Genomic DNA, 22,686 nt, shown 5'->3' on the forward strand with positions numbered 1-22,686 from the left:
TCAACTCCGTAAACCTCTCCACCGCTTTTTGAAGGAGCACTCTCATGGCTAAACAACTCGTATTTGATGAATCTGCCCGCCGCGCCCTTGAACGTGGCGTCAACGCTGTCGCCAACGCCGTCAAAGTCACCCTCGGGCCCCGTGGCCGTAACGTCGTCATCGAAAAGAAATTCGGTAGCCCGACCATTACCAAAGACGGCGTGACCGTTGCCAAGGAAATCGAGCTGGAAGACAAGCTGGAAAACATCGGCGCTCAGCTTCTGAAAGAAGTGGCCAGCAAGACCAACGACATCACCGGCGACGGCACCACCACCGCCACCGTGCTGGGTCAGGCCATTGTCAAAGAAGGCCTGCGTAACGTGGCCGCCGGCGCGAACCCGCTGGCCCTCAAGCGCGGCATCGACAAAGCCGTCGCGGTCGCCATCGAAGAAATCAAGAAGCTGGCCGTGCCAGTCGAAGATTCCGACGCCATCAAGAAAGTCGCGGGCATCAGCGCCAACGACGAAACCGTCGGCCAAGAAATCGCCAACGCGATGGACAAAGTCGGCAAGGAAGGCGTCATCACTATCGAAGAGTCCAAGGGCTTTGACACCGAAGTGGACGTCGTGGAAGGCATGCAGTTCGATAAGGGCTTCATCAACCCCTACTTCGTCACCAACGCCGAGAAGATGGAAGCGGTCTTGGAAGACCCCTACATCCTGATCAACGAAAAGAAGATCAGCAACCTCAAAGACCTGCTGCCCATCTTGGAAAAAGTGGTGCAAAGTGGCCGCCCACTCCTCATCATTGCTGAAGACGTGGAAGGCGAAGCGCTGGCCACTTTGGTGGTCAACAAACTGCGCGGCACCCTGAACATCGCCGCCGTCAAGGCCCCAGGCTTTGGTGACCGCCGCAAGGAAATGCTGCGCGACATTGCCGCCGTGACCGGTGGTCAGCTCGTGACCGAAGACCTCGGCTACAAGTTGGAAAACACCACTTTGGAAATGCTGGGCAGCGCCAAGCGCGTCCGCATCACCAAAGACGAAACCACCATCATTGACGGTGCAGGCGACCAGAGCGAGATCGAAGCCCGCGTCAACGCCATCAAGGGTGAGCTCGACAACACCGACAGCGACTATGCCCGTGAGAAGCTGCAAGAGCGCCTCGCTAAGCTGGCCGGCGGCGTGGCCGTTATCCGCGTCGGTGCAGCCACCGAAACCGAACTCAAGGAAAAGAAGCACCGCTACGAAGACGCCCTCTCCACGGCCCGCTCGGCTGTGGAAGAAGGTATCGTGGCTGGCGGCGGCACCACCTTGCTGCGCGTCATTCCTGCGGTTCGCAAGGCCGCTGAGAGCTTGATCGGCGACGAAGCCACCGGCGCACGCATCTTGATCCGCGCCCTGGAAGAACCCGCCCGCCAGATCGCCATCAACGCCGGCGAAGAAGGCAGCGTTATCGTCAACGCCGTCATCAACAGCGACAAGCCCCGCTTCGGCTTCAACGCCGCGACGGGCGAGTACGTGGACGACATGGTGGCCGCCGGCATCGTCGACCCGGCCAAAGTCACCCGCACCGCGCTTCAGAACGCTGCTTCGATCGGCGCACTGATTCTGACCACCGAAGCCATCGTTTCCGACAAACCCGAGAAGCCTCAAGCTCAGGGTCAGGGCGGCGGCGGCGGCGACATGGGCGGAATGGGCGGCATGGACTTCTAAACCCAATAGATTCAAGAGAAAGCCGGGGCGTGATGCTCCGGCTTTTTCATGTACTGCTTGTGTGAAAGGATGTGATGAGCGTCTCCGCGCGGGAGGATAGACCGGCGAGCGGTTCGGTGGCTTAAGAGCGTAGCGGAGCGCTGTGAGCGGGCCTGAAGCACGAGGAATTAAACCTGAGCTTAAGAACAGCTGTGCTGTTTTGGCTTAGGGTGTAAAACGAGGTGCAACTATGGAATATCGTCGATTGGGCCAGTCTGGTTTGCAGGTCAGTGAACTTTCCTTTGGTGCTTGGGTAACGTTCGGCACGCAGTTGGATGCGGACGGCGCTTTGGAACTGATGTCCGCCGCCTATGAGCGCGGGTGTAACTTCTTTGACAACGCCGAGGTGTACGCTCGGGGCAAAGCTGAAACCATCATGGGTCAGGCCCTGGCCAAGGCAGGCTGGCGGCGCGACAGCTACATCGTTTCAAGCAAAGTGTTCGGCGGCGCGGTTGAGAACCCAGCTCCGACTCAGCGGGGACTTTCACGCAAGCACATTTACGAGGCGTGCTACCAGGCCATCGAACGCTTGCAGTGCGAGTACTTGGATTTGTACTATTGTCACCGTCCAGACCGCGCCACCCCCATTGAAGAAACGGTGCGGGCCATGACCGAATTGATCCAGCGCGGTGACGTGTTGTACTGGGGAACGAGTGAGTGGTCGGCGCAGGAATTGATGGAAGCTTACGCCGTCGCCCGCCAGTACAACCTGATTCCCCCGACCATGGAGCAGCCGCAATACAACATGCTCACCCGCTACCGGGTCGAGGTCGAATACAACCGCTTGTACCGCCCAGACACGCTCGGGTTGGGCACCACGGTCTGGTCGCCGCTGGCGAGCGGTCTTCTGACCGGCAAGTACAATGATGTGGTTCCGAATGACACCCGCGTTAACCTGCCCGGTTACGAATGGTTGAAAGCCAGTATCGAGAGTGAAGAAGGCCAAGCCAAGCTGGTCAAAGTCCGGGGTCTGGCCAAGATTGCCGACGACCTGGGCACGACCTTGCCGAAGCTCGCTCTGGCCTGGTGCCTCAAGAATCCGAATGTAAGCTCAGTGATTACCGGCGCTTCCAAAGTCACGCAAGTGGTAGAGAATTTTTCCGCGCTCGAGTTGCTCCCCCAGCTTACCGACGAGGTGATGGCGGCCATCGATGCGTCGCTGGGCAACAAGGAAACCCGTTTGTATGGCTCAAGCGAGTAAAACCGTATCCGATGAGCGCCGTTGTGTCGAGAGTAAGAGGCTGCTGGCTTCGCGTTGAAGGGGAGAGCCGCCGTGTACACGAGCATCAAGTCGACTGTGGAAATCGCTCGTCTGCGGGGTCAAGATCCCGTTGACGTGCTGATGCTGCTGCGCTGTTGATCCAGGACACTCCGCTTATCAGATACGATTTATTTAGGCCTCAGCAAGTGCCCAAGCGCTTGGCTGAGGTTTTTCAATGGGTGTGCTTATCGTTAGCGCTCGAGAAAAGCGATCTGCTGGGCGGGCGAGTCAAGGCTTCGTTTCATTTCTCATGCTAAGCAGCCGTCCGCTAAAATGGAGCCAATGACTTCCCCAAACCTTCTCCAATCGCCCGATCAACTCACCGTCGGCCTGGTGCAAATGGCTCCCGTCTGGCTTGACCGCGAAGCCACGTTGCGAAAGGTGGAAGGCTTCATTGCTGAGGCGGCTTTGAGCGGCTGTCAGCTGGTGGTGTTCGGAGAAGCGCTGGTGCCGGGTTATCCGTTCTGGGTCGAACTGACAGGCGGCGCGAAGTTCAACGATCCGGCTCAGAAGCGGATGTATGCCCATTATCTGAGTCAAGGTGTGGTCATCGAACGCGGCGATCTGGCGGGGGTGTGCCAGTTGGCCGATCAGCACCGAATCGCCGTGTATCTGGGCGTCATGGAGCGTGCGCCCGACAGGGGAGGCCACAGCTTGTATTGCTCGCTCGTCTACATCAATGAGCGCGGCGAAGTCTCTTCGGTTCACCGCAAAACCCAGCCGACGTATGAAGAGCGCCTCGTGTGGGCAGCAGGCGACGGTCACGGCCTGCGGGTGCATCCGCTGGGGGCGTTTCAAGTGGGCGGTCTCAACTGCTACGAAAATTGGGTACCGCTGCTGCGAACCGCTCTCTACGCTCAGGGGTCTGATCTGCACGTGGCGGTCTGGCCCGGCGGAATGCACAACACGCCCGACATCACCCGCTTTATCGCTTTGGAAAACCGCTCGTATGTGGTGTCGGTCAGCGGTCTGCTGCGCCCTGAAGATATTCCAGCGGGCACGCCGTTTCGGGAAGAACTGCTGGCAACGGGCCGCTCCTTTTTTGGCAATGGAGGCAGCGCCGTCGCTGCGCCGGACGGCACTTGGCTGCTGGAGCCGGTGGCTGAGCAAGAAGGCTTGTTCGTGGTGACGCTAGACCATACCCACGTGCGTGAGGAGCGCCAGAACTTTGATGTGGCCGGACACTATGGCCGCCCCGATATCACCCACTTGCGGGTCAACCGCGCCCGTCAGGCCATCATCCAGTTTGACGAAGACCCCATACACTAAAGGTATGACCACGCCTCCTCAGCCTGACGCTTCCCGTTATCCGGTTGGCCCTTTGCCGCAGCTTCCTGATTCGGAGCGCGTGCCCGCCAGCTTGGAGCGCTTCGCCGCCTCGCTGGAGAGCAGTGTGGCCGAGTGGCGCGGCCTCGTCGGCGCACGCAACGCCACCGACCTTGCCCGCACTTACCGTGAAGACAGCTGGAATGTCCGCCAGCTTGCCCACCATGTGGCCGAAGCGCACCTGCATGGCCTGAGCCGCTTGAAGTCGGGCCTGACCCAAGAAAATTACGTGATCGTCCCCTTTGACCAGAACGCCGCGCTGACGCTGCCGGACGCCGATTTGCCAGTCAGCGCGGCGCTGGAACTGCTCGAAGCGATCAATCTGCGCTGGGTTGCCCTTTTGCGCGGCGTGTCGAGCACCGAATTTACCCGCCAAATCGTGCATCCGCAAGAAGGGCCGCAGGACTTATGGCAACTCGTGAACAAACACGACTGGCATCTGCGGCACCACTTGGCTCAGGCGAGGCTGGCACTGAGTTGATGGGTATTTTGGATTGGATAGCGCCCCTGCTGCTCATCGGGGTGGGTCTGCGCGCACTGCCCCGCTTCGCAGCCGAGCCGCCCTTCGCGGCCAATCAGCAGCGAAATGCAGGGCTTCAACATTTCAGAAACTGGGTATTTCTCATCGGCGGTACGTTCCTGCTGGCCTTGCAGTTTTCTGAGCTGCTGGCTCACGCTCATCACTGAGAAACAGTAAGGTTGTGGGGCACTGGAATAGTGCTGGGCGCAAGTCGAGCACTCTGAGCTTGTCTCTACTCCACTTCCCACTCACCACCAACCCCTTCCCTAATTCAGTGTCCGCCCCTTCCCCGCACTCATCAGCGCCTCCGCCTTAGCCAAGTGGTCTTGTAAGGTGCCGTGCCAATCGTCGCTGACCTCGGTGTGCTCCAAGGCCTGCTGAGCGTGGGCGTAAGCCGCCGCCGGATCGGGAAAGCCTTGCTGGGCCATCACGTCGGCGGCCATCTGGTGCCCCAAAATCCAGTCGCGGCTGGCCGGAGCGGCCTCACGGGTCACGCGCTGGTAGTGCTCCAAGGCGTCGTCGAGGTGGTAATAATCCAGCGCCACGCTGCCCAGTACCAAGCTCGCCGGAATGGTCGCGCCCTGCGCCAAGGCCTGCTCGGCTTCCTGCTGGGCTTCGCTGAGGCGGCCCAAGCGGTAATCGCACTCGGCCACGTCGGCCAGCACCTCGGCCAAAAAGGGGTAGTCCGGCACGCTCAGCACCTGTTCCAACTTTTCGCGGGCGTCCACCGGGCGGTCTAAATCCAGCAGGGCCACACCGAGTTCGTGCAGGGCATACGGCTTTTCGTCGTCCTCGGCCAGTGTGAAGGCCTGCTCAAACAGTGGCAGGGCTTCTTCGGGCTGACCATGACTGGTCAGAATTTGCCCCCACACCAGCGCCACGCCGTAACTGGGTGTGCTCTGCTGGGCTTCGAGTTCGGCGGCTTTCTGGATGCTGCCCAGCGCGTCGTCAAGGTCGCCGGCCTGCATTTCGACTTGGGCCTGCAAATAATGCCAACTGGCAAGGTGCAAGTTTTCTTCTTCCGGCAGCGGCGTGCGGTAAAGCGGCCGGGCCTGCGAGAGCGCCGCGCCCGCTTCGGCGTTGAGACCCTGCTGGAGCAGCAGCGCGGCCTGCTCTTGCCACATCACCGCTTTATTGATGCCGAGGGCCAAATGCGCCGCCTCGCCGTAAAGCGCGGTGGCGTCGTCGGTGTGGCCGAGTTGCTCCTCGGCGTCGGCTTGCCAGCTTCTGAGCCGCCAGCGCAGGTGAATGGGCAATTCAGGCGCGGGTGGCGAGACTTCGAGCGCTTCTTCAGGCCGCTCCATCAAACTCAGGGCGCAAGCCGCGTGAAAACGGGGCAGGGCGTCGAGCGCGTGCCGGGCCTCCACCTTGGGCGGCTGGGCGTCGGGGCCGCGCGTGCGGGCGTCGAGTTCGGCACTGAGGGCCAGATACAGCGGGTCTTCGCGCAGGGCGGGCGCGAGGGTGCGGGCTTCCAAGAGGCCGCGCCGCATGTCCTCGCTGCCGGAGTCGCCGTATAAGCTGCTCAAGCTCACCAAATACAGCGCCACCCGCGCACGTTCGGGGCGGGCCGCCTCGGCGTAGGCCGCTTCGAGAATCTGGTAGGCCGCGTCGTAGTCGTCTTGTGACAGGGCTTCGCAGGCTTGCTGCCAAGTGAAGGCGGGATCAATCATTGCCCTCAGCATAGAGGCTTGGCGGGTCAGGCGTGCAGAAACGAATGTCCAGTGCTGCGGCGAGGCTCGTTCCAGCTGCAAATCCAAAGCATGTGAGGTTTTTTCGGCGCAGCTAAAGAAGGGCTGAGCGTCAAGCGGGACATGTCGTACACACCCTTACCTTGAGTCTGATACACTCAGATTCACTGGGTGTCCCTCTCGTAGATGCTGCGAACATTTCACCCAAATTTCGTCGTCCCACACACCCCTTTCCTGTTTTGCCTTTTTTGGAGGAAGTCCCTTGAAGCGTTTGAATCCGTGGCTGATTTTATTGTTTGTTGTGGCCCTGTATCTGATGTTCACCAACGCCCCGATCGGTGGGCGTTCCACCGTTGATTACAGCACCTTTAAGACCCTGTTGAGTCAGGGCCAAGTCGCTCAAGTCGTTTCGACAGGCGACGTGGCCAACGTGACCCTCAAAACCGAAATGCCGGTGGCGGTCAATGCCGGCAACACTACCCAGAACAAGCCCCTCAAAGAGTTCCAGGTTCGCTTGCCCAACAGCTCGGCAACCCCCGACAGCAACCTGACGGCCCAGCTCCAGCAGCAGGGCGTGAGCTACAGCTACGCCGCGCCGAGCCAGTGGTTGAGCTTGCTGGCGACGTTCCTGCCGATCTTGCTGTTGTTCGGCATGATGTATTTCTTTTTCATGCGTGCTCAGGGCGGTCAGAACGGCGTGATGCAGTTTGGGCAGTCCAAGGCCAAGCGCTACGGCAAAGAAAACAAGGTCAGCACCAAGTTTACTGACGTGGCTGGGCACGAAGAAGCCAAGCGCGAGCTGATCGAAGTGGTCGACTTTCTCAAGAACCCTGCCAAGTATCACCAGATCGGCGCGGAAATCCCCAAGGGCGTGCTGTTGGTCGGCCCTCCCGGAACCGGCAAAACCCTGATGGCCCGCGCCGTGTCCGGCGAAGCCGATGTGCCGTTTTTCTCGGTGAGCGCCTCCGAGTTTATGGAAATGTTTGTCGGCGTCGGCGCGAGCCGCGTGCGGACGCTGTTCGAAGACGCCCGCAAGAGTGCGCCCGCCATCATCTTCATCGACGAAATCGACTCGATTGGCCGCAAGCGCGGTGCAGGCATCGGCGGCGGCCACGATGAGCGCGAGCAGACCCTCAACCAGATTCTTTCTGAGATGGACGGCTTCGAGAAGAATGCCTCGGTGATCGTGCTGGCCGCCACCAACCGCCCAGATGTCCTCGACTCGGCCTTGCTGCGTCCGGGCCGCTTTGACCGTCAAGTCACCATTGATCTGCCCAACCTCAAAGAGCGCGAGGCTATCCTTAAAGTTCACATGCGCAACAAGCCCCTTACCAGTGGCGTGGACGTGCAAGAAATTGCCAAGAGCACTCCGTACTTCTCGGGCGCAGACCTCAAGAACGTGGTCAACGAAGCTGCCTTGGAGGCCGCCCGCATCGCCAAAACCCAGATCGACATGAGCGATTTTTACCGGGCGCTCGACAAGATCACGCTGGGCCTGGAAAACTCCTCCCTCACCATCAGCGACGCCGAGAAAAAGGCCATCGCTTATCACGAAGCGGGCCACGCCGTGACCGCCGCCGTAATTCCCGGCAGCGACAAGCTCCAGAAAGTCAGCATTATTCCGCGTGGACGCGCACTCGGCGCAGCGTTTTATCTGCCGGAAGAGCAGGTGCTGATGAGCAAGGAGCGACTCGAAAACCAACTGGTCGTGGCGCTGGGTGGCCGCGCCGCCGAGGAAGTCTTTATGGGCAGCGTGACTTCGGGAGCCGCCGACGATTTCCGCAAGAGCACCAATATCGCCCGCCGGATGGTGCTGGAATGGGGCATGGGCGAGAACTTCAAGAACATGGCGCTCACCACCGATTCTGGCCCAGTCTTTCTGGGCGAGGATATGGCCAAGCCCAAGGCGTTTTCCGAGCACACCTCGCAACTGGTTGACGAGGACATCAAGCGCATCTTGCAGGCCGCCTACGAGCGCAGCCGCCAGCTGGTCAGCGAGTACGCTCAGGCGATGCATGACGTGGCCAGCGAACTGCTCAGCAAAGAACTGATCACTGGCGACGTGGTGCGCGAAGCGGTGGCCCGCGTCAACCCCGATCTGCGCTCGCCCGTCTCGCTCGGCAAAAACTAAGCCCAACCCTCTAAAGCAAAAAGGCTGGCTTCTCCACGTGAGGAGCCAGCCTTTTTGCTTTCCAAAGGGAACTGGGCCGTCATTTTTGTTTGATTGGTTACGCCGAGCGCCCTCAGGCGTTAGACTGTGCGGCAATGAATGCTAAGGTCATCGTAGTCACAAGTGGAAAAGGTGGAGTCGGAAAAACGACCACCACTGCAAATGTCGGTGTCGGGCTGGCCAAGCTCGGCGAAAAAGTGGTTGTCATTGACGTGGACGTGGGCCTGAGAAACCTCGACGTGGTTATGGGCCTAGAGAGCCGGGTGGTCTTTGACTTGATCGATGTGATCGAGGGCAAGTGCCGCCTTCAGCAGGCCCTGATCCGAGACAAGCGGGTGGAGAATTTGTATTTGCTCCCTGCTTCGCAAACCCGCGACAAAGACTCGCTCGACCCTGAAATCTTTAAGGCAGCCGTCAAGCAACTGATTGAAGAAGAGCAGTTTGACCGGGTAATCATCGACTCGCCCGCTGGCATCGAATCCGGCTTCAAAACGGCGGCAGCTCCGGCGCAGGGCGCTTTGGTGGTCGTCAATCCTGAAGTCTCCAGCGTGCGCGACGCTGACCGCATCATCGGGCTCCTCGAAGCCCAGCAGATCACCGAGATCAACCTGGTCATCAACCGCCTGCGCCCCAAAATGGTCGCCAGCGGCAACATGCTCAGCGAAGCCGACGTGTTGGAAATTTTGGGCGTCAAGCCGATTGGCATCATTCCCGAAGACGAAGGCATTTTGGTGTCCACCAACATTGGAGAACCGGCGGTCTTGGGAACGACTCAGGCGGGCCTGGCTTTTATGGCCACCGCCCGGCGGCTGCGCGGCGAAGACCTGCCTTTCCCCAAACTGGAGGAAGACCGGGGATTCATGGCCGTACTGCGCCGCTTATTTGGAGTGAAGTGATATGGAGTCCTTTTTTGAACGTATGGGCTTTGGCCGTAAAAAATCCAAAGAAACACTCAAGAACCGCTTGGAGTTGGTGCTGGCCTATGATCGCGCCAAAATTGCGCCGGGCAAGGTAGACGCCCTACGCGAAGATTTGCTGGCCGTCGTCAAAAAATACTTTCCGACTGAGGGCAGCAACATCGAAGTCGAGCAGCGCGGCGACAGCATCATGCTGGTGGCCAGCATCCCGCTGGAAAAAGAGCCTCGCTAAAATCGGCTGACCTTCCTCACCATCATGAGGCCGCTTCTTCGGGGGCGGCTTTTTGCTTTCGGTGGGCGGGGCGTGGCTGCCGATGAAAGCGTAGAGGGCAGGCAGACGCACTAGGGAGACAGTACGAGCAGCTTCAGCGTTCAGCAGCCAGTTGGTGGAGAATCAGGGCGTGAAGTTCATCGGTTTGGATTTGGCGTGGTCGGCCCGCAATCCCAGCGGCGCGGCGGTGCTGGAAGAAAGCGGAGACGGCGCGGTGTTGACTTCTTCCGGTGTGCTGGGCGACGACGCCGAGGTTCTGGCTTTTCTAGATGCCCACACCTCCGGCCCCTGCCTGGTTGCCGTCGACGCGCCGCTGAGCGTGCCCAACCTGACGGGTCAGCGCCCTGCTGAGGCGCAACTGGCCGCTGTGTTTGGCAAGTATCAAGCAGGCGCACACCCGGCCAACCGCACTTTGCTGGGCCGCTACAACGGCGGGGTGTTGCGCGGAGAGTGGCTGCGGGACGCCCTGGCCGAGCGGGGCATTTGGGATGAGCCAGCAGATGTGGCCGACACACAGGCTCGGGTCTGTTTAGAAGTTTATCCGCACGCGGCAATGGTGGCGCTGTTCGGGCTGGAGCGTACCCTCAAGTACAAGCGCAAGAAACAGGGCCGGGAAGTGATGCTGGACGCCTGGGACGAGTATCACCGCCACCTGAGTGCCCTGACTGGGGCCAAGCCGCCGCTGACGGGGCTGGACGCGCTGCTGGCCGTCAGTCCAGGCGGCCTTAAAGGTGCGGCGCTCAAAAACCACGAGGACGAAGGCGACGCGGTGATGTGCGCTTACATTGCCCTCTACGCTCACCGCTTCCCGGCACGGTGCGAGGTCTTTGGTAGCGTCGCTGAGGGGTACATCCTGACGCCGACGCTGCCAGAGCGCTGGAAACTGACCTGAGCCTTAATCTTGTCTTATGCCCTCAAACTCGCCCAGTGCTTTAAGAGTTAAAGTAGAAGATATGGAATATCGCAATTTAGGGAAAAGTGGCCTGAAAGTCTCCGAAGTGGCGTTGGGCGGTTGGGAGACCTACGGTGTCAATGTCAATGAAAACCAGATGGTGCGCGACATCGTCATGAAGGCCTACGAAGAGGGTGTCAATTACTTTGACGAAGCCGACATCTATGCCCGTGGCAAGTCTGAAGAAATGATGGGCAAGGTGCTCAACGAGTTGCCGCGTCAAAACTTGGTGATCGCTTCCAAGGTTTTTTGGCCGATGAGCGATAATGTCAACGACAGGGGTCTGTCGCGTAAGCACGTCATGGAGAGCATTCGCGGCACCTTGAAGCGCCTCGGCACCGACTACCTCGACATCTACTTCGCCCACCGCTACGACCCCGAAGTGCCGATGGAAGAAATCGTGATGTCCTTTGACCAGGTAATTCGCAACGGTCAGGCCCTGTACTGGGGCACCAGCATGTGGCCTGCCGCCCGCATCGCGCAGGCCGTCGAGTTTGCCAAAGCCAACGGCCTGCACGCGCCAGTGGTGGAGCAGCCCGAGTACAGCATGATCCGCCGCGAGCGGGTAGAAGGCGAGATCTTGCCCTACACCGAGTCGGCGGGCGTGGGCTTGGTCGTCTGGAGTCCTTTGGCGATGGGCCTGCTGACCGGCAAATACGACGACGGCAAACCGGCCGGCGCACGCCTCACCGAGAAAGAGAACTGGGGCAAGTCGATCCTGACCGACGAAAACGTGCAAAAAGTTCGTGATTTGAAGCCTATCGCTGATGAGCTGGGCCTGACCCGCGCTCAACTCGCGCTGGCTTGGATTTTGCGCCAGAAGGGCGTCAGCAGCGTCATCACCGGAGCCACCAAAGTCAGCCAGATTGAAGACACGGTCAAGGCGGCGGGCGTCAACCTCAGCGAAGAAGTGGTCAGCAAGATTGAAGATATTTTGTCACCGCGCTGAAGCAAGTGAAGGGGGGCTATTCGCCCCTTTTTCTGGCGTATCTTCCGTACCATACTAGAGGGTATGGAAATAATCTCGGTGGGTCTGCTGACACTGGTGCTGCTCTCAATCGCCTCCGTTCACGTTTACTGGGGTTTGGGCGGTGTTTGGCCCGGCAAAGACCCGCAGAGCTTGGCCCGCACGGTGGTGGGTGGCCCTGCCGGAATGTCGCCGCCACCGGCTTGGGCCTGCTTCGGCGTGGCGCTGGCACTGGCTTTGGCGGCGGGTATGGTGCTGGCGTTTGTGGATGTGCTGACCTTGCCGCTGCCGACGGGGTGGCTGCGCTGGGGAATGGTGGCGCTGGCGGTTGTCTTTTTGCTGCGCGGAGTGGGGGGGTACTTTATGGAACGTCTGCGGCCCAGTCCGGTGGGAAGTCCGTTCGTCCGGCTCAACAAACGGATCTACTCGCCGCTGTGTATTGTCTTGGGCTTGCTGGCGTGGACACTAATGAGGAGCCAGAACGTATGAGGCTAATCAAATGAGGACGGCCAAACAAGATTGGCTGGCAGCGGGGTTTGCCTTGCTGCGGGAAGAAGGCGAGCAGACCCTGACCATCGAGCGGCTCTGCGCCGCCATGCAGCTGACCAAGGGGGCGTTTTACCACCATTTTCAAAATGCGGAAGGCTTCCGAACGGCTCTGCTCGGCGCTTGGCGGGAGCGTCACACCACCGCGCCGATTGAGCAGGCCCAGCAAGCTGCCGAGGGAGCGGGGCGGCTGAGCCAGTTGGCCGCCGTTATCCGCCCGCTGGATCACGCGCTGGATTTGTCGGTGCGGGCGTGGTCGCTCAGAAACGCGGAAGTTAAAGCCGCCTTTGAAGAAGTAGACCAAACGAGGCTGGCATACCTGACCGAGCTTCACCGCCAGATGGGCCGAGCTGAGCCGGAGCAGTGGGCGCGGCAAGACTACGCCGAATTTGTCGGACGGCAGTGTTTGGGGTGGTTGGAGACTTGGCCCGCAGATGCTGGACTTGCAGACCCTCAGTTTCACACCGGCGACTGAACCGCAAGCCAACAGACAGCCCCACTCACCTTAAGACGCTAGCTTTTGGTGAGCGCTCTCATGAGGGGCAAGCGCAAGGTTGGATCAAGCATCAAACAAAGGAAGCACGCATGACTTTAGCCATTCAAACTGAGCATCTCCGAAAAGAATACAAGGGCCGCGCCGTCGTCCAGAGCCTCGACCTCGAAGTCGGAGAGGGCGAAGTCTTCGGCTTCCTCGGCCCCAACGGCGCGGGCAAATCCACCACCGTCAAGATGCTGCTCGGCTTGGTGCGGCCCACTTCCGGCAGCATCAAAGTGCTGGGCGGCTCGCCGGACGACCCGGCCGTGCGGGCCCGCCTCGGCTTTTTGCCGGAGCAGTTCCGATTCCAAACCTGGATGACCGCCGAGGAGTTTCTGAAGTTTCACGGCCAGCTCGCGGGGCTCAAAGCCGAAGAACTCAGAACCCGCATTCCTGCCGTGCTGAAACGGGTGGGCCTCGGGGGGCGCGGCACGGAGGCGCTCGGCGGCTACAGCAAAGGCATGCTTCAGCGGGCAGGTCTGGCCGGAGCGATTCTGGCGCGGCCCCGCTTGGTCTTTCTCGATGAGCCCACCTCGGCGCTCGATCCGGTGGGCCGGGTGGAAGTCCGCGAGATCATTCAGGAGTTGCGCGGCGAAGGCGTGGCAGTGTTTCTCAACTCGCACCTGCTGAGTGAAGTGGAGCAAGTCTCAGACCGGGTGGCCTTTGTGAAAGCGGGCGTGGTGGTGAGGGCCGGAACGATGGCCGAACTCTTGGGCGGAGCGCTGCCGGTGCTGGTCAAGGTGGATCGTTTGTCGCCTGAACTCGCTGCTGCGTTGGGCAGGCTGGGCCAGCTCGAACACCAGACCGAGCAGCAAGTCAGCGTGGTGGTCAGTGGGGAGGAAGCTATTCCAGCGATTGCTCAGGCGGTCTTCGCGTCGGGAGCGCAGCTCTACGCCCTGACGCCGCAGCGCCACGATCTCGAAGACCTTTTTCTGGAGTTGGTCGGCCAAAACGGTGACACTGGCCAGAAAGCCCAACTCGGCCACCTTAAAACGGAGAAAGTCGCGTGAGCAGCGCTGTGAGTAATGTCCTCTTGATGGCCCGGTTGTCGCTCAGCGAAGCGCTCCGCAAAAAACTGATCGTGGTTTTGCTGATTCTGACCGCCGCCTTTATCGGCTTTTACCTCTACGGCGTGTTGCGTTTGCAACAAAACTTGGCTGAGCGGGCTGCCGATGCGGGTTTGTCGGCTGGGCCGCGCCGGGGCCTCGGCGCATTGCCGGTGGTGTATTCAGGCTTGTTCGGGATGTATCTGGTGTACTTCCTCGGCTCGCTGATGGCCGTGCTCTCCACGGTGGCCTCGATCAGCGGCGACATCGAAAACGGGGTGATGCAGTCGGTGGTGGCCCGCCCTGTCACCCGCGCTCAGGTGGTACTGGGACGCTGGCTGGGCTTCACTACTGTCAATGTGGTCTACGTGACACTGGTGTCGGCAGCGCTGCTGACTGGCCTATACCTCATCACCGGCTACCTGCCGCCCGCACCAGTGGCGGCCGTCGCCCAAATTCTGCTCGGGATCGTGCTGATCACCAGCTTGACGGTGCTGGGCAGTACGCTGTTTGCCACCCTCGCCAACGGCATTGCGGTGTTCGTGCTTTACGGCCTCGGCTCGGCGGGCGGCATCCTCAAGTCGATTGGAGCGCTGGCCAACTCGCCCACCATGGAAACGCTTGGCAACGCCGCCAACATCGTGATGCCCACCAATGCGCTGTGGCTGGGGGCCAGTTACCACCTGCAAACAGAGGGGGCCTTGCAACTCGCCCAAGTGGCGCGGGGAGCCAATCCGCTGGCCTCCACCACGCCGATTGAGCCGAGCATACTGATCTGGGCCGCCGTTTATACCGCGCTGGCTGTCGCTCTGGCGATGTGGCGGTTTTCGCGGCGGGATTTGTAAAAACTACACAAAACAAGCAGCCGCAGGCAAATGGAGCTTCACGCCTGCGGCTGCTTGTTTATTTGCTTACTCCAGAGCATTGGTCTGGATGGACGCGCTCTTCAGGCTTCCTCATACTCCAAATAGGTGTAGCCCAGCAGCTCCTCGCCGTAGTCTTCGAGCAGCTCTGTTTCCTGCTCATCGGTCAGCAGGCCTTCTTTGATCGCTTCGTCGGCCTGATCTTCGATGCTGTCTCTGAGCATGCCTTCCTCGTAGCCCATCGACTCGATCATCCGGCGGGCTTTTTGACCGCGCACGAACAAATCGATGTGATAGCGCCCTCCCGGACGGGCAGTGACGTGGGCCTCGCTGACTTTGCCGAACAGGTTGTGTGAGCTGCCCAGCACGTCCTGATAAGCCCCGGCCAAAAACACCCCGAGGTAATACGGTTTGCCGTTGGGTTCGTGCAGCGGCAGGGTGGCTTTCACGTCGCGCAAATCGATGAACTTCTCGATCTTGCCGTCGCTGTCGCAGGTGATGTCCACCAAGGTGCCTTGCCGGGTGGGTTTTTCATCGAGGCGTGAGAGCGGCACAATCGGAAACAGTGCTTGAATGGCCCAGTTGTCCGGCAAGCTCTGGAACAAAGAAAAGTTGCAGATGTACTTGTCGGCCAGCACCTTTTGCAAGTCTTCTAGCTCGTCGGGCACGTACTTTTCACCGGCAATCAGCTTGCTGATCTTGCGCAAGATGGCGTTGAACAGCGCCTCGCCCCTGGCCCGGTCACTCAGGGTCACGTAGCCGAGGTCGAACAGATTGTGCAGCGTCTGCTTGTCGCCCACTGCGTCGTTGTACATCTCGCGGTAATTGCGGGCAGTGATGTTGTCGAGCACCTCTTCCATATCCTTGACGATCTGGTGGGTGTTCTCGCCCGCTTCGGGAATGTCTTGGAGGTCGCGGGTCGGCCCAGTCACGTCCACCACCGGCATCACCAGCACCGAATGGTGTGCGGTCAGCGCCCGGCCCGATTCCGAGACGATGGTGGGTTCCGGCACGCTCCGCGCTTTACAAACTTCCTGCACGGTGTAGACGATGTCGGCGGCATATTCGGCCAGCGTGTAGTTCATGCTGGCATAAAAGGTGGTTTTGGAGCCGTCGTAGTCCACGCCGAGTCCGCCGCCCACGTTGAGGTACTTGAGCTGTGCGCCCGCCGCGATCAGGCCCGCGTAGGTCTGGGTGGCTTCACGCACCGCCACTTTGATGCGCCGGATGTCGGTGATCTGCGAGCCGATGTGGGTGTGCAGCATCACCAGCGAGTCGAGCATGTTTTCTTCGCGCAGCTTTTCGACGACCCGCAAAAGTTCGTAAGCGTTGAGCCCGAACTTGGCTTGGTCGCCTCCGGATTCTTCCCACTGGCCGCTGCCGCGTGCGTGCAACTTAAAGCGCACCCCAATGGCCGGTTTGACGCCCAGCGCTCTCGCCTGCTTGAGAATTCGCTCCAGTTCGCTGTACTTTTCCAGCGTAATGACCACGTTTTTGCCGAGCGTGCGGCCCCAGAGGGCCAGCTTGATGAAGCCGTCGTCTTTAAAGCCGTTGCAGCACAGCAGGGCGTCGGGGTTCAGCTTTTGGGCGAGGCACAGCGCCAGCTCCGCTTTGCTGCCGGCTTCCAGGCCGTGCGCGTAGCTGTAACCCGCCTGCGCGATGGTTTCGACCACAAGGCGGCGCTGATTGACCTTGATCGGAAACACGCCCTGATACGCGCCCTTGTACTTGTACTCGTCAATGGCTTTGTGAAAAGCCTCGTTGAGCTGCTTGACCCGTCCGCTGAGTACCTGCGGAAAGCGGATAATCACCGGCAGGCTTTCGCCGCGCTCCAGCACGCTTTCGACCACGTCCTGAATGACCACGTGCAGGCCCGGCGAGGGGGTGACTTCCATCTGGCCGTCGTCGTTGACCCTGAACCACCCGTTGCTCCAGTTGGGTACGAGGTAGGTTTCGGCGGCGTCGGCAATCGAATATTTAGAGGTGGTTTTCAAAGTAGGGGCGTCCTCCTAGGCACAGTGGGCCAAACAGAATTGAGGCTCGCCGTGCGCGGGGTAGTGGCCGGAAGGCAGAAGGCGGCAAACTGCCCACGCTTTTCTTCTGCCGGCAACCACGCCGTGCGAAACCAGAGCGCATGATAGCGGGCAAATCGGGCCAACAGGTCAAGCGGGGTGACATTTCACGGCGGAGCAAGGAAAGCGAGGGCCACTCAAAACAAGAAAAAAAGCAAGGCGCGATTGCCTTGCTTCTTGGTTGGCGGTCCGGACGGGATTTGAACCCGCGACCTTCTGCGTGACAGGCAGATATGCTAACCGCTACACTACCAGACCAACCTATTTGGCCCAACACTGTTTTAATCCAACACTGTTGAGTTTCGCCGCGCTGCGTTTTCACGGGCACGGGCGGGTTAAAGGATAGCCGCCGCATCTGGGCTTGTCAACCTCGCTGCAGTTAGGGTACTCACAGCACCAGTGCCTGCGCGTTCCCGCCGAGCTTGTCCCACAGGGTAAAGGCCGCCCTCCCACCGGGCCGGATGACGCCCTCGTCGGCCCAATTTGCCGCCAGCGCGGGGCCGCGGGTGAAGGCCCACAGGGTTTCTTCTGGGCTTAGCGCCTCGGCTGGGGCCAAGCGGGTGCCGTCGTCGCCCACGCGGGTCACGGCGGCGGCAAAGCTGGCCCGCACATCTGGCGGAGCCACCGGCGCGTCTGAGCCAAATGCCAAGATTGTGCCCGCCGCCTTGAGGGATTTGAAGGCGTAACTGGTCTGGAGGTGCTGCGGCAGCAAGTCGCCGATCATGGCGGCGTCGCCTTGCAGGTGAATCGGCTGAACGCTGGCGATCAGGCCTGCAAAGCGCGGCAGATCAGCGGGCCGCAGGTGCTGGGCGTGTTCGATTCTCAGGCGCAGACCCTTTTGCTGGGCCAGTTCCCGCAAGTCGTCGTAGGCATTCAAGACTTCGGTGTTGGCCCTGTCTCCAATGGCGTGCGTGACTGGCACCAGACCGAGTTCCAGTGCCTCCCGCCCCAGCTCGCGGATCAGCTCGGGGCTGTCTAAAGCGATGCCAGTGCCGGAGCCGTCGGCAAATCCTGGCGGGTGCAGCCAAGCAGTGCGGCTGCCCAGTGCGCCGTCAGCGAAGAACTTGAGGCCGCCGAACTCAAAGAGTGGGCTGTTGGTTTTTTTCAGCTCTGCCGCCTCGGCCAAGCGCTGATGCGGCAAACAGGCCCAAATTCTCAGGGGCAGTTCGCTCCGTGCCGCCAGCATTTGCAGGGCGCGGGGCGCTTCGCCGTCCTCGTAGGCCATGGTGTGGGCGCTGACGTAGCCGCGCTGGGCGAGGTCTCGCGCTCCGGCGTCGGCGGCGGCGAGCCACTGCGCCGAGCTGGGAGCCGGAATCACGTGGGCCACCAACGCGGTGGCGTTTTCCAGCAAACTGCCCAGCGGGCGCACGATTTTGCCGCCTGCCGGATCGGGGGTGTGAGCGTCTATGCCGGCCAGCCGCAGCGCCAAGCTGTTGGCCCAAGCCAAGTGCAAGTCCCGCGAATACAGCAGCACCGGATGGTGCGGGCTGACCATGTCGAGCATCTCGGCGGTGGGGTAATCGCTCAGGCCCAGCTCGGACATCAAAAAGCCGCCGCCGCGAATCCAAGTTCCGGCGGGTGTGTTGGCGCTGCGCTGAGCGACTTTAGCTGCCACTTCCGCCACGCTGCCCGCGCCGTGCAGCAGCAGTTGCGAAAGCGAAAAACCGTAGCTCACCAGATGGATATGGGCGTCGCACAGCCCCGGCGTCAGCAGCAGGTCGCGGTGATCTTGCACCTCGGCGGCGGGGGAGAGGGCTTGCATCTCTTCTCGGCTGCCCACAGCCACCACCCGCCCCGCGCCCACCAACACGGCCTGCGCTTCAGGTCGGGCGTCGTCTTGGGTCAGGGTGCGGGCCAGAATCAGCGTGTGGGGGGACATGGGGATCAGGCTAGCGCTTGGGTGCGGGCTGAAGGATTAGACCAGATGAACTTAGATCAGGTGAAGTTGCCACTCGGTTTGCTCGGAAAAAGGCTCGAAGCCCATCGCCACGTTGATGCCCAGCATGGCGGCATTTTCATTGGCGTTGCTGGTGCGGATAAACTGCGCTCCGCTGCACTGTTGCAAAATTTGGCGGGTCAGGGCCGCTTTGAGCCACTTGCCCAGCCCCCGTCCCCGTTCGCTGGGCCGCACCGCCGTCGCACCTTGGTCTACGGCGCTGGCCCGCTGCGGCGTCCAGTAGATTTCGCTGTAACCGACGAGTTCGCCGCTTTGGGTGTCTTCAATCACCGCTGTCCAGCGCACTTCGCCCACCTCATGGATTTGCTGTTCCCACGTTCTTAGCGTTTCCGGCGTGATTTTCCAGTCGTCGTAGTCCAGTTCGCCGCGTGGGGCGGTGTTCATCACCATCACCATCTGGGCCATCCGTTCTAAGTACGCTTCGGGGTAGGTTTGCCAGAGGTGAAGCTGGTAGGCCTCGCCCGCCGGACGGCTCAGCCAAGCGTCGAGCAACTCAGTAGATACCGCCGCCAGGTTCAATTGGCTGCGGCGATCTGTAATGGCCGGCGCGGCTCCCAATTCTTCGGCAAACGGTTGCCCCGCTGGAGCGCGGTCGGTGGTGACAAACGTCAGTGTGGTGCGTCCGGCTTGCCGCGCCTGCGAGATCAGGTGCTCGGCCACCCTGCGCCCAAGTCCCCGGCGGCGCACTTCTGGATGAACCAGCAAACGGGCGCGGGCCAGATGTAAGTTTTGCTCCAGGCTGTACTCCAGCATTCCCCATGCCAGCACTTGGCCGCCCTCCCAGACGACAACGTGCTCGGTTTTTTCGCCGGGCGTCACAAAGCTCAGCCCCGCCGCTTCCTGCTCCAGCACCAGTGGCGGGTCTTCCGGATAGGCGAACACAAAGCAATCGGCCATCAGTCGCGCGATGGCGAGGCGCTCGGCGGGAGTGGCCGTAGGCGGGTCAAATATGCTGGGATTTGAAAGGAGTGTGGTCATCCTTTCAGTCTGAGGCCGGGGCGTCAGCGGCGCATCGGCACGCTGGCTTAGCAGCGGCTAAGGCGCGGGCGGCGCTTGGTTCGGGTCGACAGGCGTGTGGTTCTCAGCGGGCGGCTGCAAATCGAACACCACCAACTCGGCGGGGCAGTTGAGGCGCAGCGGCAGGCCGGTCACGCCGAGGCCGTGCGTTACGAAGCCGCGAATGGTGCGCGGCTTGGCGGCTTCGATGGTCGGCTCGGCAGCGCTGGGCTGTTCGGGCTGCGTCTGCACCCAGCCTTCCAGAAAGCGGGTGCCGTACAAGCTGGCCTGCTTGACTGGCCCCAGAAACGGCAATTTGATTTGCCCGCCGTGGGTGTGTCCGCAGAGCGTCAGGCCCACGCCTTCCGGCACGTGCGGCAAAAAATCGGGGTTGTGCGAGAGCATCAAGGTGCCCCCGCCAGTTTTGGCTTGCAGGGTGGACTGGAGGTCTTGGTTGCCGAACCACCAGTCATCGATGCCGCACAAATAAAAGTCGTCTCTGAGCTGCACGCCCGCGTTGTTGATGATGGTGATGCCCGCCTCGGCGAGCTGCCGGGCGAAGCGGGCGCGAACCGGCTGGGTATTTAAGCTCGTCCAATCGTGGTTGCCGAAAACGCCGTACACGCCCAGCGGAGCCTGGAGCGCCGAGAGTTCTTTGATGAGTGTTTTGATGGGCCGGTACGACACGCTGCTGTCGAGGAAGTCGCCGGTAATCACGATCAAATCGGCCCTCTGCTCCATAGCCGAGCGCACCCAGCGCCGCACCGAGCCGCGCCCGATCCAGTTGCCGTAGTGCAAATCTGAGAGCAGCACCACCTTGAGGGGCCGCGTCAGGCCGCCGAGTTCAAAGCGCTGCTGTGAGGTGCGGTAGCGGTAAGCGTTGACATACGAAAAACCCAGAGTTGTGCCGAATACGGAGAGCAGAGAGCGGGCGAGGCGCATAAGCACTCAGGGTAACGTCTGAGGGCTCAAGTTGCCTTGAGGTTACGCGGGCCTAATCGCTTCTCCACTGAACTCGGTTGGAAGGGGTGGGGCAGTCTGCCGGAACGGGTTCAGTGGGCTTGCGGGATACTGGCTCAAGGGAAAGTTGAGCGCTGAAGATGTTAGGTTCTGATGCCCAGCCCACACTCAGCCCAGATTCAGCAGTTCGCGCAGCTCACCGAAAGCGGCGTCGCTGGCCACGATGTCCAGCACGTCGCCGTTCTCCAATTTGAGATCGGGGGTGGCGCTGAGAATCGTTTCGCCACGTTCCAAACCCACCACCTGCGCTCCGCTCGGCAAACTCAGCAAGCTGATGCGTGCGCCCAGCCAAGCGGGCGGCACAGCCACGCGGTAAAAGGCGTCTTCGCTGCTCTGCGGCGGCGCGGCGCTGAGAATAGTGGTGGTCGGGGTGATGACCTGCAACTCGGCGGCGCGGCGGTCGCGCAACTGCCCTTCCACGTAACCGAGTTGGCCGCTGAGCAGGTGAGCGATTCCCGATGAGATCAGTGCGGCGGGCAGCAGGGCGTCGCCGCCCCACGTCGCGGCCAGCAGGGCGGCCGCCAGCGGGATATTGAGTGTCACGGTGAGGTAGGCTCCCGCTGCCACCAAAGCGCAGACGGTGGGATCGAGCGGAGTGGGCAAAGTGGCGTTGAGGCCCACGCCGATCAAAGCGCCGGTGGCCACCGAGGGCAGCACCCCGCCCCCGAAGCCCAGCCGCACCCCGAGCGCCAGCAGCACCCATTTCCAGCCGCCGCCCGCCAGCGCCTCGCCGCCCAAAAAGCCTGAGAGTGAGAGCTGCGCCCAGCCTGCACCGCCGCCCAACACTGCTGGGGTGAAATAAAACGCCGCTGCCGCCGTCGCCAGCCCGAACAGCCCCGCCCAGACCAGACGCGGCCAGCCGCTCAGCCAATTCTGCGGCCACAGGCGCGAGAGCCAGACACCCACCCAGGCGACTGCGGTGGTGGCCAGCGCAATCAGCGCGTAGAGCGGCAGTTGCAGGGCGCTGGGGGCTTGCAACGTCGGCACGTCAAATAGTGGGCTTGCGCCGAACGCCAAGCCGTAGACCGCGTAAGCGCTGACCGACGCCAGCACGCAGGGCATCAGCACTTCAAATTCAAATTCGAATCGGCGGTAGAGCACCTCGGCCAGCAGTACGGCGGCGACCAGCGGCGCGTGCAGCACCAGCCCCAGCGCGGCGGACACGCTCGCCAAAGTCAGTTGGCGGTCCTCGGCCACGCTGATGCGGCCAAAGCGCGAGAGAAGCCGCGCCGAGAAGCCGCCCAGCGCCGTAAAAGTGGAGTCGCGGCCAATCGGCAGGCCCACGCCGTAGCCCAGCAAATTGGCTCCCAAGAGGCGCAGCTGGGTGCTCAGCCGGGTGCCGCCGCGCCGGTGGTAAGCGCTGACCGTCTCGGAAAGCGGGTCGGAAGGACTGCCCTGCGTCAACCACGCTGCCAGCACCGCCACCACGGGCAAAGCCAGCATGCCATAAGGCAGCGCCTCGCCAAAGGCCATCAGCAGGCCCCCCTCGCCGGGTGTGCCGGGTGGGCTGTAGCCGGTGATGGCCGCTCCCCAGTCGAGCACAAGGGAGAGCAGCAGCCGCAGTCCTATGCCCAGCACCCCCACCAATGCGCCCGCCACCACGCTGTAGAGCACCAAGCGCCCGGTTTCAATGCGGCTGCGAACGGTGCGCCGGAGTGGAGCGGCCAGCGGCGGCCTGAGGGCCGAACCGATTCGCGCTGAGCTGCGGCGGGCCGCATCCAGCGGAACTTTGAGGGGTTGGCGCGGCAAACGCAGCGGAGAACGAGAAGGCACGCCCCGCACTTTAGCGCAGGTGAGCGCGCGAGCTGAGGCCTAAAGCATTTGTCAAAAAGAAGCTCTAACGTTT

General features: G+C 61.4%; 20 protein-coding genes and 1 tRNA gene. 13 read left to right on the forward strand and 8 right to left on the reverse strand.

The annotated features are described in order from the left end of the window. The first annotated feature begins 44 nt into the window (after positions 1-44). The 4 genes from groL (at position 45) to EHF33_RS01320 (ending at position 4,801) form a co-directional block, all read left to right on the forward strand. A complete protein-coding gene (groL, locus tag EHF33_RS01305) occupies positions 45-1,694 on the forward strand; it encodes a chaperonin GroEL (protein WP_124867275.1) in 1,650 nt (549 codons plus the stop codon). Between the two features lie 229 nt (positions 1,695-1,923). Then, positions 1,924-2,934, forward strand: a complete 1,011-nt coding sequence (locus tag EHF33_RS01310) for a potassium channel beta subunit family protein (protein WP_124867276.1) — start codon at positions 1,924-1,926, stop codon at positions 2,932-2,934. A 342-nt stretch (positions 2,935-3,276) separates the two neighbouring features. Next, a complete protein-coding gene (locus EHF33_RS01315; RefSeq protein WP_206431592.1) occupies positions 3,277-4,263 on the forward strand; it encodes a carbon-nitrogen hydrolase family protein in 987 nt (328 codons plus the stop codon). A 4-nt stretch (positions 4,264-4,267) separates the two neighbouring features. Continuing rightward, positions 4,268-4,801, forward strand: a complete 534-nt coding sequence (locus EHF33_RS01320; RefSeq protein ID WP_124867278.1) for a DinB family protein — start codon at positions 4,268-4,270, stop codon at positions 4,799-4,801. Here the strand turns inward: EHF33_RS01320 and EHF33_RS01325 are convergent. Beyond that, positions 4,777-4,995 carry a hypothetical protein gene (locus EHF33_RS01325; RefSeq protein WP_124867279.1) on the reverse strand — a complete coding sequence of 73 codons (219 nt, stop codon included), beginning with the start codon at positions 4,993-4,995 and terminating at the stop codon, positions 4,777-4,779. The two genes, EHF33_RS01320 and EHF33_RS01325, sit on opposite strands and share 25 nt — an antisense overlap. Positions 4,996-5,106: 111 nt before the next feature. Beyond that, positions 5,107-6,510 carry a tetratricopeptide repeat protein gene (locus EHF33_RS01330; protein ID WP_124872676.1) on the reverse strand — a complete coding sequence of 468 codons (1,404 nt, stop codon included), beginning with the start codon at positions 6,508-6,510 and terminating at the stop codon, positions 5,107-5,109. Between the two features lie 280 nt (positions 6,511-6,790). On the opposite strand from EHF33_RS01330, the gene ftsH reads away from it, so the two are divergent. From ftsH to EHF33_RS01375, 9 genes are all read left to right on the forward strand, one after another. Then, the gene (gene ftsH, locus EHF33_RS01335) at positions 6,791-8,659 is read left to right on the forward strand and encodes an ATP-dependent zinc metalloprotease FtsH (RefSeq protein ID WP_124867280.1); all 1,869 of its coding nucleotides are present in this window, start codon (positions 6,791-6,793) and stop codon (positions 8,657-8,659) included. Between the two features lie 134 nt (positions 8,660-8,793). Next, positions 8,794-9,594, forward strand: coding sequence for a septum site-determining protein MinD (gene minD, locus EHF33_RS01340; RefSeq protein ID WP_124867281.1), 801 nt, complete (start codon positions 8,794-8,796; stop codon positions 9,592-9,594). Between the two features lies 1 nt (position 9,595). Then, positions 9,596-9,847 carry a cell division topological specificity factor MinE gene (gene minE / locus EHF33_RS01345; protein ID WP_225429913.1) on the forward strand — a complete coding sequence of 84 codons (252 nt, stop codon included), beginning with the start codon at positions 9,596-9,598 and terminating at the stop codon, positions 9,845-9,847. Positions 9,848-10,016: 169 nt separating this feature from the next. Beyond that, on the forward strand, positions 10,017-10,778 hold the full coding sequence (locus tag EHF33_RS01350) for a DUF429 domain-containing protein (protein WP_124867282.1): 762 nt from the start codon (positions 10,017-10,019) through the stop codon (positions 10,776-10,778). A gap of 61 nt (positions 10,779-10,839) precedes the next feature. Next, on the forward strand, positions 10,840-11,787 hold the full coding sequence (locus tag EHF33_RS01355) for an aldo/keto reductase family protein (protein WP_124867283.1): 948 nt from the start codon (positions 10,840-10,842) through the stop codon (positions 11,785-11,787). A 63-nt stretch (positions 11,788-11,850) separates the two neighbouring features. Then, on the forward strand, positions 11,851-12,294 hold the full coding sequence (locus EHF33_RS01360) for a DUF3995 domain-containing protein (protein ID WP_124867284.1): 444 nt from the start codon (positions 11,851-11,853) through the stop codon (positions 12,292-12,294). 10 nt (positions 12,295-12,304) lie between these two features. After that, positions 12,305-12,826 carry a TetR/AcrR family transcriptional regulator gene (locus EHF33_RS01365; protein WP_124867285.1) on the forward strand — a complete coding sequence of 174 codons (522 nt, stop codon included), beginning with the start codon at positions 12,305-12,307 and terminating at the stop codon, positions 12,824-12,826. Between the two features lie 110 nt (positions 12,827-12,936). Continuing rightward, positions 12,937-13,896, forward strand: a complete 960-nt coding sequence (locus EHF33_RS01370; RefSeq protein ID WP_124867286.1) for an ABC transporter ATP-binding protein — start codon at positions 12,937-12,939, stop codon at positions 13,894-13,896. Positions 13,897-13,904: 8 nt separating this feature from the next. Then, on the forward strand, positions 13,905-14,777 hold the full coding sequence (locus tag EHF33_RS01375) for an ABC transporter permease (protein ID WP_206431594.1): 873 nt from the start codon (positions 13,905-13,907) through the stop codon (positions 14,775-14,777). Between the two features lie 101 nt (positions 14,778-14,878). Here EHF33_RS01375 and speA read toward each other — a convergent pair whose 3' ends face one another. The 6 genes from speA to EHF33_RS01405 all read right to left on the reverse strand — a co-directional run bounded on the left by speA (position 14,879) and on the right by EHF33_RS01405 (position 22,613). Next, positions 14,879-16,789, reverse strand: coding sequence for a biosynthetic arginine decarboxylase (gene speA / locus EHF33_RS01380; RefSeq protein ID WP_124867287.1), 1,911 nt, complete (start codon positions 16,787-16,789; stop codon positions 14,879-14,881). A 260-nt stretch (positions 16,790-17,049) separates the two neighbouring features. After that, positions 17,050-17,125: transfer RNA gene (locus EHF33_RS01385), tRNA-Asp, on the reverse strand. A 130-nt stretch (positions 17,126-17,255) separates the two neighbouring features. Then, on the reverse strand, positions 17,256-18,746 hold the full coding sequence (locus tag EHF33_RS01390; protein ID WP_124867288.1) for an amidohydrolase: 1,491 nt from the start codon (positions 18,744-18,746) through the stop codon (positions 17,256-17,258). Between the two features lie 51 nt (positions 18,747-18,797). Then, positions 18,798-19,802, reverse strand: coding sequence for a GNAT family N-acetyltransferase (locus EHF33_RS01395; protein ID WP_124867289.1), 1,005 nt, complete (start codon positions 19,800-19,802; stop codon positions 18,798-18,800). Between the two features lie 57 nt (positions 19,803-19,859). Then, the gene (locus tag EHF33_RS01400; RefSeq protein ID WP_124867290.1) at positions 19,860-20,762 is read right to left on the reverse strand and encodes a metallophosphoesterase; all 903 of its coding nucleotides are present in this window, start codon (positions 20,760-20,762) and stop codon (positions 19,860-19,862) included. Between the two features lie 186 nt (positions 20,763-20,948). Beyond that, positions 20,949-22,613, reverse strand: a complete 1,665-nt coding sequence (locus EHF33_RS01405; protein ID WP_241191200.1) for a chloride channel protein — start codon at positions 22,611-22,613, stop codon at positions 20,949-20,951. Between the last annotated feature and the right edge of the window lie 73 nt (positions 22,614-22,686).

The sequence above is a fragment of the Deinococcus psychrotolerans genome, from assembly GCF_003860465.1.
Taxonomy (GTDB): Bacteria; Deinococcota; Deinococci; order Deinococcales; family Deinococcaceae; genus Deinococcus; species Deinococcus psychrotolerans.